At 62.4% G+C, this 13,847-nt stretch carries 15 protein-coding genes and 1 pseudogene; 5 read left to right on the top strand and 11 right to left on the bottom strand.

Annotated elements, in window-relative coordinates:
- Window positions 1-124 precede the first annotated feature (124 nt).
- The 4 genes from ACFY6U_RS45935 to ACFY6U_RS45920 are packed head-to-tail and all read right to left on the bottom strand — an operon-like array spanning window position 125 to window position 2,324.
- Window positions 125-415: a hypothetical protein gene (locus ACFY6U_RS45935; RefSeq protein WP_390048207.1), complete on the bottom strand. Its 291-nt coding sequence runs from the start codon at window positions 413-415 to the stop codon at window positions 125-127.
- Window positions 416-447: 32 nt separating this feature from the next.
- Window positions 448-642, bottom strand: a complete 195-nt coding sequence (locus ACFY6U_RS45930; RefSeq protein ID WP_390048205.1) for a hypothetical protein — start codon at window positions 640-642, stop codon at window positions 448-450.
- 12 nt (window positions 643-654) lie between these two features.
- The gene (locus tag ACFY6U_RS45925; protein ID WP_390048203.1) at window positions 655-1,977 is read right to left on the bottom strand and encodes an FtsK/SpoIIIE domain-containing protein; all 1,323 of its coding nucleotides are present in this window, start codon (window positions 1,975-1,977) and stop codon (window positions 655-657) included.
- Window positions 1,977-2,324 carry a hypothetical protein gene (locus tag ACFY6U_RS45920; RefSeq protein WP_390048201.1) on the bottom strand — a complete coding sequence of 116 codons (348 nt, stop codon included), beginning with the start codon at window positions 2,322-2,324 and terminating at the stop codon, window positions 1,977-1,979. The genes ACFY6U_RS45925 and ACFY6U_RS45920 overlap by 1 nt, the downstream gene beginning before the upstream one ends.
- Before the next feature lie 203 nt (window positions 2,325-2,527).
- Here ACFY6U_RS45920 and ACFY6U_RS45915 point away from each other — a divergent pair, with 203 nt between their 5' ends.
- Entirely contained in the window at window positions 2,528-3,268 is a 741-nt protein-coding gene (locus tag ACFY6U_RS45915; protein ID WP_390048199.1) for a GntR family transcriptional regulator, read from the top strand.
- 355 nt (window positions 3,269-3,623) lie between these two features.
- Here the strand turns inward: ACFY6U_RS45915 and ACFY6U_RS45910 are convergent, their stop codons facing one another.
- Window positions 3,624-4,481 carry a nucleotidyltransferase gene (locus ACFY6U_RS45910; protein WP_390048197.1) on the bottom strand — a complete coding sequence of 286 codons (858 nt, stop codon included), beginning with the start codon at window positions 4,479-4,481 and terminating at the stop codon, window positions 3,624-3,626.
- 34 nt (window positions 4,482-4,515) lie between these two features.
- The gene (locus tag ACFY6U_RS45905; RefSeq protein ID WP_390048195.1) at window positions 4,516-5,400 is read right to left on the bottom strand and encodes an S-4TM family putative pore-forming effector; all 885 of its coding nucleotides are present in this window, start codon (window positions 5,398-5,400) and stop codon (window positions 4,516-4,518) included.
- Between the two features lie 210 nt (window positions 5,401-5,610).
- Between ACFY6U_RS45905 and ACFY6U_RS45900 the strand changes: the two genes are divergently transcribed.
- On the top strand, window positions 5,611-6,237 hold the full coding sequence (locus tag ACFY6U_RS45900; protein ID WP_390048193.1) for a hypothetical protein: 627 nt from the start codon (window positions 5,611-5,613) through the stop codon (window positions 6,235-6,237).
- Between the two features lie 226 nt (window positions 6,238-6,463).
- On the opposite strand, the gene ACFY6U_RS45895 is transcribed toward ACFY6U_RS45900, so the two are convergent.
- The gene (locus ACFY6U_RS45895; RefSeq protein ID WP_390048191.1) at window positions 6,464-6,970 is read right to left on the bottom strand and encodes a hypothetical protein; all 507 of its coding nucleotides are present in this window, start codon (window positions 6,968-6,970) and stop codon (window positions 6,464-6,466) included.
- A gap of 296 nt (window positions 6,971-7,266) precedes the next feature.
- Entirely contained in the window at window positions 7,267-7,545 is a 279-nt protein-coding gene (locus ACFY6U_RS45890; RefSeq protein WP_390048190.1) for a hypothetical protein, read from the bottom strand.
- A 164-nt stretch (window positions 7,546-7,709) separates the two neighbouring features.
- On the opposite strand from ACFY6U_RS45890, the gene ACFY6U_RS45885 reads away from it, so the two are divergent.
- Both ACFY6U_RS45885 and ACFY6U_RS45880 read left to right on the top strand, forming a co-directional pair.
- Complete coding sequence (locus ACFY6U_RS45885; protein ID WP_390048188.1) at window positions 7,710-8,258, top strand: GIY-YIG nuclease family protein; 549 nt, start codon at window positions 7,710-7,712, stop codon at window positions 8,256-8,258.
- 358 nt (window positions 8,259-8,616) lie between these two features.
- Window positions 8,617-9,239, top strand: a pseudogene (locus ACFY6U_RS45880) (class I SAM-dependent methyltransferase); the annotation flags it as partial.
- Between the two features lie 40 nt (window positions 9,240-9,279).
- Here ACFY6U_RS45880 and ACFY6U_RS45875 read toward each other — a convergent pair.
- Window positions 9,280-10,278 carry a DUF4365 domain-containing protein gene (locus ACFY6U_RS45875; RefSeq protein ID WP_390048186.1) on the bottom strand — a complete coding sequence of 333 codons (999 nt, stop codon included), beginning with the start codon at window positions 10,276-10,278 and terminating at the stop codon, window positions 9,280-9,282.
- Window positions 10,279-11,380: 1,102 nt separating this feature from the next.
- On the opposite strand from ACFY6U_RS45875, the gene ACFY6U_RS45870 reads away from it, so the two are divergent.
- Complete coding sequence (locus tag ACFY6U_RS45870) at window positions 11,381-12,127, top strand: PIN domain-containing protein (RefSeq protein ID WP_390048184.1); 747 nt, start codon at window positions 11,381-11,383, stop codon at window positions 12,125-12,127.
- A gap of 78 nt (window positions 12,128-12,205) precedes the next feature.
- Here ACFY6U_RS45870 and ACFY6U_RS45865 read toward each other — a convergent pair whose 3' ends face one another.
- Window positions 12,206-12,856, bottom strand: coding sequence for a hypothetical protein (locus ACFY6U_RS45865; RefSeq protein ID WP_390048182.1), 651 nt, complete (start codon window positions 12,854-12,856; stop codon window positions 12,206-12,208).
- Window positions 12,857-12,878: 22 nt separating this feature from the next.
- Entirely contained in the window at window positions 12,879-13,646 is a 768-nt protein-coding gene (locus ACFY6U_RS45860) for a hypothetical protein (protein ID WP_390048180.1), read from the bottom strand.
- Between the last annotated feature and the right edge of the window lie 201 nt (window positions 13,647-13,847).

Below are 13,847 nucleotides of genomic sequence, written 5' to 3'. Positions count from 1 at the left end.
GAATGATGCGCAGTGGACAAAGTGTGAGTGCTCCTTTCACTGCTCACGTGGCGGATGGAGTGGGTTCCTGACGGGGTCGGGTTTGGCGACTTCGCGCCCCGTCGGGAGCCCGTCGTAGGGGCGATCACTGCCGTTCCTTGGGCGGGATCGCGATGACGCTGTAGGCAATCGGGCCGAAGTCACGGCGTGCGTCGTAGTAGCCCTCGCCGATGTCCTCGACGGGCACGCCGAGGGACGCGGCGACATGCTCCGCGCCCTCCCGGCGAGCTACGGCGTCGGACGCGTCGACGAAGACCCCGAAGGACGCGTTGCGCGGGACGAGGACAGCGGGGTTGGCGGTCAGGAAGTCCGCCAGCTCCCGAAGGCCGGCGATGAACGCGGCCCGGTCGCCGAAGCGGATGACGTACTCGGACACAGGAAGTCCCTTTCTCTTCTCAACAGGTGCTTTCAGAAGCGGAGTTGACTGAGGAAGCCGTTCACGCCGTCGAGGAAGGCCTGAGCGAACGGCGCGGCCACGGTCTTGGAGAGCAGGAAGCCGAAGGCTCCGCAGAGCAGCGCGTCGGCCCACCGCAGGTACCGGATGCGCAGCAGGAACCAGATCAGCAGGCCCAGCAGGAGAACGGCGGACATGGACACCAGCACGGCAGGCCCCTTTCACGGCGCTTCGACGTGCAGTTCGGACAGGACAGGGGTCAGGTGCGCGTACTCTGCGGCGACGGCTTCCGCCTCCGCCTCGGTGACCAGGTGCGAGCGGGCCCGTTCCCAGCCGTCGCCGGAAGCGAGGACGGCAGTACCGGCCTGTTCCGGTGTGATGGCCTGCGCCGCCTTCAGCGCATCGGGGTTGAGGTCGCCGAGCGCCATTTCGGCTGTTCCGGGATCAGCCACGCGGTGACAGACCCGGCCGCCGAGCTGCGCCCGCAGAGCGGTGACCCCGGGCCCCAGATCGGAACCGACGCGTTGGCCGGCGACGACGAGGAACACCCCCAGTGCGGCGCCGAGTTGGGCCAGCCGGATGAGCGCCGTACCGGCCGCCTGCGCTTCGTCCTTCTCGCTGCGGCTCGCGACGAGGAACAGTTCCGCGATCTCGTCGACGATCACGACGACGGGTACGGGACGTTCCTTGTCCGGCAGACCCCAGACGTTTCGCACCCGTGCCGCCCGGCACATGCTCATGCGGTCGAGGGTCAGATCAACGAGCGCAGCCAGCAGCCTGACCGCTTGTTCACGGTTGGTCGCGAGGGCGGACAACCGCGGCTCGTAGAGGGACAGCTCCATGCCGCCCTTGCAGTCGATCCCGACCAAGGCGACATGCTGCGGGGCGAGACCCGCCACGAGCGCGTTGATCAGTGTCGACTTGCCGGAACGGGTGGCCCCCACGATCAGCCAGTGCGGCACGCGCCGCAGGTCGACCACCCACGAGGCCCCGGTCTCCAGCACGCCCACGGCCACCCGGAGCAGATGGCCAGAGCCTCGCTGCTTCGGCACCCGCGGAGCAGCCAACGGATCGGACGCCGACGCGACGACCCGTACGACCCCCGGCTTCCAGGAGGTCACCCGCACCGCGTGCACCTGCCAGTCCTCCGCCATGGCCGGTGCCGCCTTGACGAAGTCCTCGGGCACCTGCCCTGGTAACAGCCGGACCAGCAACACGAAGCCGCCGGCAGTCGGCCGTATGAGACCGCGGTGCGGCACACGCGGCTGTGGCGGAGGTGCGCCGTTGCCGACGAGCCCGGAGACGACCGTAAGCGCCGGTCGCCGGCTCACAGCGAGCCCGCACCCGGCCATCAGCGGCCGCCAGGTCCGCACGACCCGGAAGGCGGCGACCGGAAAGCCGAGTAACAGCCACCAGGCGACGGGATGACGGCGGCGCAGGGCCGGGCCCACCAGAAGCAGGCCCGACACCAGCACTGCGGCCACCAACAGCACCCAACTCGGCCCGGTCGCACCGGCCGATGTGGTGGTGGAGGCCAGTTTCATCACTGCCCGGCCCCCTTGCCCGCCGGAGCGGGAGCGCTCAGGGGCCGGATCTCCGCCGCACGGAACGCGATCCCGTGCCGCCCATCGTTCTCCCACGGCGTGGCGACCAGATCCCGCACGGCCACCGGCATGCCGAGCTGCACACCGGTCGGCTCACCGGCCACGCTCACGTTCACGACGTCGGCCGACGCCCCGGCCATCAGGCACAGGCCGACCTGGTACATGGTTTTGCCGGTCTCACGGTCGACCCGCAACTGACCGGTCTCTCGGTTGGCGACCCGCGGAGCCGGGGGCACGGCGCAGATGATCCCCGTGAACTTCGCGGTGTCGATCGGAAGGCTTGCCACTGTTCGTCTCTCCTCGTCTCTGGCACCCGCAAGCTGATCCTGCGGGTTGCTAGACCACCCGTAGTACGGGTGACGCAGACCAGATTGCCGACCCGTAGTACGGGTTGTCAACCGACCTAGCGATACGAGAAACTGCCCACGATCGTGGGCAAGCCGTCCACGGCGACGGACAGCCGCAGAAGCCACCGCCACGGAGGGCCCGCATGCCGCCGAAGAACACGCAGCCGAAGTACCGGCAAATCGCCGACTACCTGCGCGATGGCATCCTGCACGGCACCTTCCCGGCCGGCCAACCACTCCCGTCCGAGGAGGCATTGGCGAAACAGTTCGGCGTGACGCGCCCCACAGTCCGCCAGGGGCTGGCCGAGCTGAGGGCATCCGGTCTCGTCGAGGCCATCATGGGCCGCGGTACCTTCGCCCGCTCCCCCCACAGCCGCCCTGGCCTCACCCGCCCACGCGGCGTACGCCGAGCCTCGGACGGCCGCTACATCGAAGCCGACGGCATCCGCTGGACCGACGCCGAGCCGCCGGTAGCCACCCGCACCGACGCCCCGTTGGCCCTGGCGGACCTGCTCCGCATCCCGCCGGGCGAGCCAATGTTCACGTACGACGCCCTACAGACGGCCGACAACGGCCATCTCCGCCAACTCCACCGGACGTACGTGCCGTTCTCGGTCCTCATCGACACCAAGTACGAGGAGGAACCCCCACCGCCGGCCCCGGAGCTCTACGCCGCCCTCACCGATCTGGGCCACGAACTCCACTTCACGGAGTACGTCCGCACCCGCATGCCTCTGCCAGACCAGGCCCAGGCCCTCCGACTCACGGATGGGGTGCCCCTCCTGCATGTCCTGCGCGTGACACTCACGGCGGCAGACAAGCCCTTGGCCCTGGAGGAGTTCCACCTACCAGGCGACGAGTTGGAGTTGTCGTTCAAGCTGTAGCCAGACCTCTGGTGGCTCAGACTTTCTTCACGTGATCAAGGCCCGCGCACGGCGCGGGCGCGCGCCGCCCCTGCGCGGCCTGCCTCTGTCTTCGCCCCGGCTGGCCGCGCCAGGCGGCGCGCTCGCGACTGCGGGCATGAAGGGGGAGAAACCCTCTGTGGCTGGGGCGGTCGGCTCCACGGCTTTAGGCAGCCACTTTGGGGCGAGCCTCTAAGATCATGGCCCCAACGTCGTGCTTTAACGGGCAGGTCCACAGACTGCCCGACTCGCCGGAAGCTTACGGGGCCATGATCACTCGCCCCAAAGCAGCTCCAGCCCAAAGCCGTTCCACCGACCTAGTTACGCAGCTAGGCGATCACCATCGGCTTGGAAACTTACCATTGAAGAGAAAGTTAAGCGCACTGAATGCGTCGGCGGGTCTCTCGTTTTTGTAAGCCTCAAGGGCCCGCCGGGCACGTTTAGCGGCACTTTCTATCTTACTAAGAGATACTCCTTTGGAGTAATCCGAGCTGCATGGATTGATCCGTCCAGAGACCCTCTTTGGGTCGTTCATGGCGGCGAGACCCTGCGACTGCAATTCCTCGAACAAATAACACAGGTCGTACACCCAGACTACGGTGGACTGCCGTGAAATGTATTCCGCAGCCCGCATCTCAAGGTAGAACGACGAAACGGGAACGTCGTTGAAGTATTTCCATCCTTTCAAGAGGCGAGCCATATGCTTTGCGGAGCCCGTGATGCCCGGCCTCGTATTGATCTCTGTCACATACTTATTGTGGGCGTCAGGGGAAGAAATGATCCAGTCGCCACCCGGTGCCGGGATCCAGTAAGAAAAATATTCACCCGTCGACCTCAAATAAGCAGGGGTGACCTCAACATCTCCATTCCAGAATTTGCAAACAACGGCGGGCCTGGAGACTCTTACCGGGGTGAGGGGGTACCGAGCAGACAGCGCTGATTTGACTCTTGCCAGTGCGGTGTCAGAAGAAGGGCGATCTCCCTTCAGACTAACCATAAAGTCCGAATCGCTGTGATTTCGGACTCCGGTGCCATGTCTCAAAGATCCGGTCTCAAAGAGGCGGAAAATTCCGAGCCTGGAGTTCAAGCAGGATTCAATTTCCTGACGATGTTTACTAGCGGCCGTAAATTGCGTCGGCGTAGGGGTGAGATTGGAGATCAGCTCAGAGAACGCTTGATCCACAGTCTTGGCCATACCAATTCGCCTCCCAAATCCTTCACGTCGCACCCTAGGTCAGGCCGGCGTCGCGGGCTTCTTGCACGAAATCTTCGACGGACATATTCGTAGTCTTCTGGCTTCGCTTCTTACGCCTCTCATAAAACCAGTCAGGAATCGGTGCGTTACTTTGCCTGCTTATCAAAATGAAGTCTTGCAGCTGTCGGCAGTCGCTGACGCTTGGCTTATCCTCTTGCTCTGTAGCGCGACGCCATATGGCAAGAGCCTTAGCCTCGGCCTTTTGCTTCGTGTGCAGACTATCCATATTGGCTCGCCAAATCTCCACCGCTTCTTTCGCCGAGGGGAGGAGAGGAAGGTAGAAGCCAACAATTGCGCCCGCGAGTGAAGCGTTTAGCAGCAGTGAAAGTGCCGTAGTGAAGCAGATAAGGCACAATGTGAGGCCAGCGATCGTAGCCGCCCAAGCGCGGTGGGCAGAAATGGACCACCCCAGGTTACTGTGCTGACATATCAGCACATCGAGTGGACGCGGAACGGATTGAGTGTCCGTATACCAGTCTTGCAGATCGTTCTTCGTATACCTAAGAGCTGCCTCATTTATGACGGTGCTGGATGGCCGTTCCGAGAGGACATCGTTCCACGGTAGTTCGAAAACCGTAACGTCAAAAAGCTCCTGCACGGATGAGGCTTCCCGTGCTTTTCTCTTCTCTCTGGCTGATCCGAGGAGGCTGACTCCGAAGCCCATGAAAGCTGATCCAGCACCTATGTACAAACGAGCATCAGGAAAAACCGATGCGGCCAAAATGCTGAGAATGCTGGAGCAGAAGACAAGAGATACCCTGAAATTGCATATATTCTTCGCGTCGGAATATAGTCGCCTCTGGGCGCCCAAAAGCTTTATGCAGGCTGCAGAATTCTGTGTCTCAAATATGCGTGTCACGACGCCTTGCCTCGAACGCCCCGGTCTGACCCTTTGTCAAGGCCTGATCGTAGCCCAGCAGTTCGGACATCGGTGGCCAAATCTGAGAACTTTCCGGGCGGGGAAGAGGCGGTTCGTTCACGCCGTGGCCGGATCGCCCCCTTGTGTGCCCTTCGTGTACGTGTCACACAGTTGAGAGGGATGGGATAGTCGGGCGGAGGGGGGCGCTGCATGTCCGTGTCGGGTGGCGATCCGGGAGCACCGTCGGCCTGGGTAATTGATCGGTTCGGGCTACGTGCCGGCGCGCTTGCCGCTGCAGTTCCAGTACAACTGGCCAAGGCGCATGCGAAGGCCCACGCCACGCATCTCACAGCAGGGCTGAAGAAGCGGAGTCCCTACGGGGTCACGCTCGCGGAAGCCGTGCGCGAGAACTTGGCGGATGTGGCGCGGGAGCTGGGCGAGCCCGTGCGTGACGTGCGCGGGTACGAGTACGCGGTGATCAATGAGTACGCCCTCTTCCCGTATAGGTACGCGGATCGGCCGAGGTCTCTTGATCGTGCTCGACTGCCCTCCAACGCTTCACCTACCCGCCGACGGCTGTTCTCGGCACACGGACCGCAGTCGCCCGAGGGGTTGTTCGAGATCGACGACGACCTGACGACGGACGAGTACCTGGATCTGCACGAGACCTTCGAGGAGCTAGGTGCCTCCACGAAGCTTGTCTGCGTGTTCTTCACCTCTGACATAGAGGGCGGCATCCACGTCATCCACTGGGGAGAGGCGCACCTCGAACCCGACCGGACCTTCACCTGGCTCTACAGCGAGCAGCTCCCGGTCGCTCCCGTCCCGCTCGAATGATGTGGCCACCACCACCTGGTCAGGGTGGGCGCGTGACGGCTGCCCCCTGGGCCGTCCGAGGCTCCCCGAGGGCACGCGACAGCGACCGACAGTGACAGGTGGGTCAGTGTGGCCAACGGCGAAACCCCAGGTCACAGCACCCGGACCAAACGGGTTAACACCCGAGGCTAGACGTCAGGCAAGATGGGGTGTTCTTTCAAGTGACGAACTGCGGATCTGCCTTTGCCTAGCTCTGATCGAGCAGCTCGCGGCACAGTGGGGCGAACCCTTCGACGCATCGCTCAGAGTCGCCGTTCGCCTGCAAAGCCCTGTCCCAGGCCGCGTCTCGAAGCTCAAGGGGACCGCTATGCGCTGCACGCAAAGCGTTCTTCCAAGCATCGACACGGAAGTAGGCATTCATGGCAGCGTCCGCGATGGTTTCCGGTCCCTCCAACGTCACCAAGGTTGCCGCCTCTTCCAGCTGTCCACTTGCAGCCTTCAGCTCATCGAAACGCTGGAAGACGTCACTAGCGTCTGTGCGCGCAGCTTCATGGGCCATGTTGGCTGCGCGGAGCGCCGCTCCAGCGCGGACAAGGAACAGACTGTATGCATCCCTACGCAGCTGACGGCGCCATTGCTCGTGCTGGTTTCGCCTTTGGTCTCGTCCTGTGATGCGCGCAGCGCCTATGGTTCCCAGGACACCGATGAGGCCTCCAACGACGGCACCCGCAAGGGTGTACATCCCTTCACTCATGCGTGTCATTAAAGCTGCAAGGACCAATCGCTCTGCCATGACCCCGAACACGACTGGCAGGGCCGTCGCCAGGCGCGCACGATGGGAAGCCAGTACCTGCTCATGCTTGAGGCCTTTACGGCCGAGCGCCCTCCCCGGGCCGTCCTCGGGCCGTGGAAGGACGCTCAGCGGTGACCAACGTCGACAACTGCCGACAGCTCGGCAGCAGGTCAGAGCGATGGTCGGTCAGGCGGCCGCAGGTCACGGCCGCCACGCGTCAGTTGTGGCTGAACTGGCTCCCAGCAGCCAGACTTGGGTCAGCTCTCCTCGTCCTCGACGATGCCGAAGGCGACGGGAAATGACTCCAGGAACTCGCGCCGTGCCGGATCTTGCTCCGCTTCGGCCAAGTCTGCGAGCGCCTGCAGGAGTCGTTCCCGTTGGTCTGAGGGCAGCTGCAGCAGCACCCAACCCACGTTCTCCATCATCTTCACCGCGGAGTCCGGATCCACTTCCTCGCCCTCGCAGCTGTCCAGCCACCAAACGATGTCAACGAGCAAGCCGGTGAGCGCCGGCACGAGCGGATCCGTGTCAGTCATCCGTGCAACGTAGCCGATCCCTAAGACACCGCTTCCTAGCGGGTTCGCGGCCAGCCATCCCCGGGCAGAGGTTCAGGCAGCGGGCGGTGTTCGGTATCTGCCAGGGCTGACGCAGCCAGGCAGTAGCCTGCGGCAGACAGCGCTTGGCTGACCTTGGAGGCTTCGTGGCCCGTGCCGCTCTCACCGAACCGGATCGGCTGTGGTCCGCGCAGGAGGTCTTGTTGCGTCCCAGCCCGGTGCCGGCGGCGGCCGGGGTCTACGGGTGGTACTTCGAGAAGGCTCCCACTGCAGACCTCGCGGCCGGGTACCTGCTCTACGTCGGGATAGCCCCGCGGTACATGGCGAACCGGACCAGCACACAGAACCTGCGCAGGCGCGTTCGGTACCACTACCGAGGCAACGCGGCCGGATCGACGCTTCGCCTCACGCTCGGTTGCCTGCTCGGGATCGAGCTGCGTCGAGTAGGCAGGAGCGGGACACGCATGACCTTCGGCAAGGCCGGGGAAGCAGTTCTCAGTCAGTGGATGGCGGAGAACGCCCGGGTGTGCTGGATCGAGCACGACGAACCGTGGACCCTGGAGTCAGAGCTCATCTCTCAACTCGACCTGCCGCTGAACCTCGACCAGAACCGCCACAACCCGTTCCACAGCCGCCTCAAGGAACTGAGGTCCCAAGCCCGGCAGCGTGCACGAGAGTTGCCCGTCAGCGCATAGACCGTTCGTCGGTCTGACATCACCAACTGACATCAACGGCGGCGGACGATGGCACACGGCGGCAGCTGGCGCCGGATCCGGGAGCGATCCGTGCGCCCTGTTCCGGCACGCCGCACCGCGCTGCGATCGAACTCCTAAAGCGGGTGTCGCAGGTTGGAATCCTGCCGGGGGCGCAGACTTAAGGGCCAGATCAGGAGGGGTTTCCTCCGGGCTGGCCGTTCGTCGTGTTCGAGGCCGTGCCGCGCGGATGCCACATCACCCCTGCCGGGTGGCCGCTCCCCCGCCCTTGCGGATCATGGCCCCCAGCTAGATCAGCTAACCATGGCGAGGCCATGGGGCCATGTCGCTATTCACCGATCTGGTGAAGGACGGCTACGACGTGACGCTGGTGGACCCGGTGCCGCGGCACGTCGACCACGCTTCAGCCGTGTGCCCTGCGGTTGTGGGGGATGCCGAGACCTGAGCGAGAACGACGTCGTGCAGCTCCTGGGGCCGCTCTGCCAATTGCCGGACTCGGAGGACCGGCGTACCGCACTGGCGGAGGCACGTCGTGTGGTGAAGCCGGGCGGTCTGGTCGCAGCAGCGGCCATCAACCGGTACGCGTCGCTGTTCGTGCACGTGACATACGCCCACCTGCACATCGAGCGAATCCGGGACTCTGTCTCCGAGATTCTTGAGACATCCGTCTATGACGGCGTACGAGGGTTCACCTTGTCCTACTTCCACCGCGTTGAGGAATTGGTCTCAGAGTTGGTGGCCTCCAGCCTCACCGATGTGCAGGTTTTCGGCATCGAGGGCCCGGCGTGATCGTTGGTCAAGGCAGCCGAGCAGCAACCTGGCGAAGGCCCCACGGATGAACTGATCGCATCTGCCATGGACGCGGCCCGCATGGCGGAGCCGTACCCGGAATTGCTGGCTGCCAGCTCGCACCTCTTGGCTGCGGGAAGGGCACCCGCGAACACGATCGGTGGCGAACACTGACGCACAACCCAGGTTGGGTTTCGCCGCATGAGCAGCGCGCCTACCCCATTTCCAGCGCACGCCTCTTCTTGATGCGATCCATCGCAAAGCGAATAAACGTGACAAACAAGAGTTTCAGACCGAAGGAAGGAACGAACACGCCAGCAGCAATCCAGAATGTCCCCCACCACCCGCTATCCCCATCCGGGTCCATTACTGGCAGCCAAAAGAAGTTGCCAGCGATCAACCACAACCATTTTCCGGTCTCAATGGGAAATCGACCCACCCTGAGCTCAAAGAAAATGACCATGGCCATGATGGACATGAACAGGTAGAGGTTGGAAACCCACATCCATGCGGGCGTGAAAATCGAACCTTCAACGAAACGGATTTGGTAGGGCCATGCCCATAGCATGATAATTACTAGAATCATCATCGGCAGAGCTGCGACGAGGTTTCTACGGATCACCCTTAGGCGTTCTTCATACTTTAGCGCAATGTCCGCGAGCCCCTCAAACATGAGGTTCGGGGCAGTCGATGGGTCGAGTCCCTGCCTTGCACGCACCGCTTCACTGAGCGCTTCTTCTTCAGTCGCCGCACGGATACGCATTCTCGCGTCACCGGCATATGTAGCAACTTCCGTGAAGAAGTTCTCGATCGTTCCCGAGTTCAGCGGGCAGCTATTCGCTATTTGAACCCATCCGGGACTTTCCGTCACGGACTTCAGCCGATCCGTGAGGTTAACCCAAAATAACTCCCGCTTCTTCATGTCGCACACGACACCGAGAATTGGAATGCGGCTCTGTCTCCAATCGTCGAAGTGATCTTCAACGGGAATGGCATAACCATTCACTCGCTTGTACTTTTTGCCGCTCTTTACCTGAATGGCGATCCAATACGGCGTCCGCTTACCGCCGCGCGTGAAGTTTACGATCATGTCCTCGCCATGATCGTTTCCGCCGTCGATCTCCTGAACGATGTGCTCGTGCTCCTCAAGAAGCGCACGAAGCGCGTTGACGCCCGCCCTCTCGATCTTGCGACTCGCACGAACGGTCGACACTGTTCCCCCTAGAAGTCAGTCAGCATCAGGTTAGTAGCAGGCACTGACAACTAGGGATAGCTGCGATGCACAACCACGTGGCTGACCAGGCGCATTGGGGGCGCTCGTTGTTCTGGTCTTTGTCCAGTGCGCCCACGGCCGCCATCGTTCGCTGCCGTACGCGCACCCCCTCTCAACTGGCGTTTGGACCCTCGCGAACGTCTCTGAACGGTCACACGCACAGTTGGAAAGCGTGCGTCTGCTTTCACAGCGGGCTGCTCGATGCGCAGCCGACGCTGGCAGGTCTCTCCTTAGCCATCGACGAAGCCCGACCGTTGGTTAGGTCCCGGGCTGTACCCGGGCCACCCCCAACAAAGCCGGGGATGCACCTGCACTACAGAGCTGGACGCCTCGGAAGCCGACCGCGCGTCTGAGACGTTCGCCATGCCCACTGACAACACGCCCCCGAGCGTGGTACCGACGCCGTACGGCCTGCACCACAAGCGCACCAGATCGAGCGGGGAACAGCGGGGAATCACGGTGAAGGCCAGTGGGGCCGACGACGCTCCGGCCCGACCGTTCGCCCAGGTCAGTAACCGAACCGCACCCAAATGCTCGCAGCTTCCCAAGCCGAGGGCTCAGGCACCGTGATCACGTGCCGGCCGTCGTGGCTTGCTCTGGTCGACGGTACTGACAGTGTGGTGGAGGCCGGTGGGGGTACAGCGAGACGTACGCCCGCCTGGCCGGTCGGCGCGCCCGCCGTCGTGGCTGGCTGTCGTCGGCTGAGGCTTGGGCGAGCCCGCTGGGGGCATCCGTCGTCAGCCAGGCGCAGGCCCGTATCCGCGGTGATTCATCCCGGGCTGTCTGTGGGCCGTGCGAGACTGCCCGATGCGCCGGAAACTCACGGGGCCGTGATCACTCGCGCCAAAGCAGCTCCCGGCCAACGTCGTGCCCCCGACCGCGCTGCTTCAGTTCCCGAGTGGGACAAAATCCGGAACACGCAGGCTCGCCGTCTGAGAACATTGCATTTATGCGGCTGAGAAACGGTGTACTGATCTCTGAGGCCATGCGTGTCCTCCATGAGACTCAAACCGCGTGGCAGAACATCCTAAACGGAGGGTCGGTGTTCGATGCATACTTTAGCGCGGTTGATTCCACGTATTCTCGACTATCGTGGGCTTTCGCCGAGCCGGACCTAGCGGGAGGGCTTCACTCAACCACCTATTGGCACGCCGTCTCCATGGATGGCGGATTCCTGCGAGAAGGGCCGCGCGTGGTCCAACGTGAGGTCAAGGCCCAGCTTGCCGCCATGGAAACCGTCTATATTCAGCTTCTAAAACTGCAAGCGTTGTCGATGCATCCAGGAATGCCCATTGTCTACGATACAAACATGCTTAACCACTGGCAGCAACCGGGTGGTATCGTCTGGCCAACTGTCCTCAGACAGTGCGGGATCAAACCTCGACTGGTACGACTGGTGATCCCCATGAAAGTAATCGATGAACTGGATCGACAGAAGTACGGACAAGGAGATCTCGCGCGAAAGGCAGCCACTGCGATTCGCTATCTGGACCGAGTTTTGAGCAATCGTGACAGTGGAGTACCGGTAGAAATCAGAAAGGATCAAGCAACCCTTGAGATTTGGCCAGAAAATCACAGCCCCAGACGAGATGGCGACGCAGACCTAGCAATTTTGGACTGCGCAGCCGAAATTGACCAGCTTCTGCCTGATGCCAGGGCCAGCGTCCTGACGGACGACATCGGAATGCGCCTCCGGGCTCAGCAGATGCGACTTCGCACGATCCGTTTGCCTGAGGAGTACCGAAAGCCGGGAACAGCGATCGGAGAGAAGCCCAGCCTCAACGGGTAACCGTGCGTCTGCTACGGCCGACCGCCAAATGTCCCTCAACCCTCGGGACCCAGAGGTCGCGTGCCACAGCCGTGCTGCCTATGCCGGATACTTCCTCATGAAGGCCTCAACGCCATCGATGAGTCGTCGGACCTGGTCGCGGTCGTAGTCGGCGTAGTTGCCATGCGCCGCCTTGTTCCGGAGGTCCATCCAGGCGGTGACCTCTTTCTGCTGCAACCCGTCATAGACGCCGGCCTTCTTGAGGTCGGCATTCATGGTGTCGGCCTTCTTCGGCTTGCCTGCCACCGTGGTGGTCACTCCATTCTTCACGCAGAGGGCACGCACGTGGACTTCGAGGGACGTTCCCGTGATGACCGCCGCCGCGTCCTTATAGCCCTTGTCGAGCAACCCTTCAGCCATCTCCAGGTAGTCGCGGTAGGTATCGGCGTGCACCAGCTCCAGGACCGATTCGACCCATCCGGCGGTTAGGTCGTCGCGCAGTCCCAGTGCGACGATACGCAATTCTCTGAGCCGATAAGGCTGAACTTTACCGCGAGCAGCTTGAAGCTGCTTCATATAAATAGAGCCCGGCCGCGCAGCTCGCTCAATCGCGGCTTCAAGCCGGTTACTGAGAACAATAGGATCGGATTCCGTACTACCTCCCAACGACCAACTATCGTCCTTGATGTAGTTATCAGACGCCTTGATCAGAAAGTTAAGCTGTTCGACTACCTTATCGACGCTAGCCACCCTCGCCCCTTTCTTACCTTGACTACGCCGGGTACTTGAGCATGAAGTCGCGCACACCCCGAATAAGGGACCGCACTTCGCTTTGGTCGTATTCTCCGTAATTCCCGTGGGCAGCCTTGTTTCGAAGGTCCATCCATGCTGTCACTTGCTTCTGCTGCAAGGTTCCGTACACACCGGCCTTCTTGAGGTCGGCGTTCATGGTGTCGGCCTTTTTCCACTTGCCGTTTACTTCGATAGGCACTGCGGACTTCATGCATAGTTCTCGTACGTGCACCTCCAAAGACGTCCCGGCAATAACGGCTGCAGCGTCTTTAAATCCGTTTTCGAGCAGCCCTTCAGCCATATCGAGGTAGCTGGCATATGTGTCAGCATGGACCTGCTCAGCCAGCGTCTTAACCCATCCCTCCTGCAGGTCGGCCAGGAGCGCACGCGCGAGAGAAAATACGTACGGAGCCCTGCGGTCTACATCGGCAGTGGATCCCAGGTAGCCGTTTAGCTGTGTAATGTAAACGCTGCCAGGGGGCGCGAGGCGCGCGATAGCAGCCTCGATCCTATGCAAGACAAGTCTGTCCACGTCCCAAGGCCCCTTGTCTCCTCGCTGCGAAGCAGCAGGGCCGTGTTTGAACATGAGGAAGTCAAGTCCTTGGTACTGCTTGAGTAGTGCTTCAAGCTGAGCTGTCATAGCATCCGGGTCCGTCAACACCGATCCTCCGCGCTTAAGCTGTGCTGAGAAGAACGGATCAGGATATGACCTGGCTGCGCTCCGCGCCAGGAAGTTAACGAGGTCCACCGGACCGCTGTAGCCTCGCAGAGAAGGTCCGCGCTGGCGGCCCCGCGCGGCACTGCTTGAGCGCAGACCCCGACTGCCGCACCACAACCGCACCAGATCGAGCGGGGAACAGCGGGGAGCCACAATGATAGCCGCCGAGCCAGGCAGGGCCGCACTTCAGCCGTTCGACCAGTTCAGCGCCCCAACGGCCCCCAGATGCAA

The organism is Streptomyces sp. NPDC013157, from assembly GCF_042899865.1.
GTDB lineage: Bacteria > Actinomycetota > Actinomycetes > Streptomycetales > Streptomycetaceae > Streptomyces.
The sequence above is the reverse complement of the archived record's forward strand: the minus strand, read 5'-3'. Positions and strand labels throughout refer to the sequence as shown.

Excerpts from the sequence above, each read along its gene's own strand:
- ACFY6U_RS45890 (WP_390048190.1), bottom strand. The coding sequence starts at position 7,545 with ATGACTGACACGGATCCGCTCGTGCCGGCGCTCACCGGCTTGCTCGTT.
- ACFY6U_RS45895 (WP_390048191.1), bottom strand. The coding sequence starts at position 6,970 with ATGAGTGAAGGGATGTACACCCTTGCGGGTGCCGTCGTTGGAGGCCTC.
- ACFY6U_RS45900 (WP_390048193.1), top strand. The coding sequence starts at position 5,611 with ATGTCCGTGTCGGGTGGCGATCCGGGAGCACCGTCGGCCTGGGTAATT.
- ACFY6U_RS45925 (WP_390048203.1), bottom strand. The coding sequence starts at position 1,977 with ATGAAACTGGCCTCCACCACCACATCGGCCGGTGCGACCGGGCCGAGT.
- ACFY6U_RS45915 (WP_390048199.1), top strand. The coding sequence starts at position 2,528 with ATGCCGCCGAAGAACACGCAGCCGAAGTACCGGCAAATCGCCGACTAC.
- ACFY6U_RS45910 (WP_390048197.1), bottom strand. The coding sequence starts at position 4,481 with ATGGCCAAGACTGTGGATCAAGCGTTCTCTGAGCTGATCTCCAATCTC.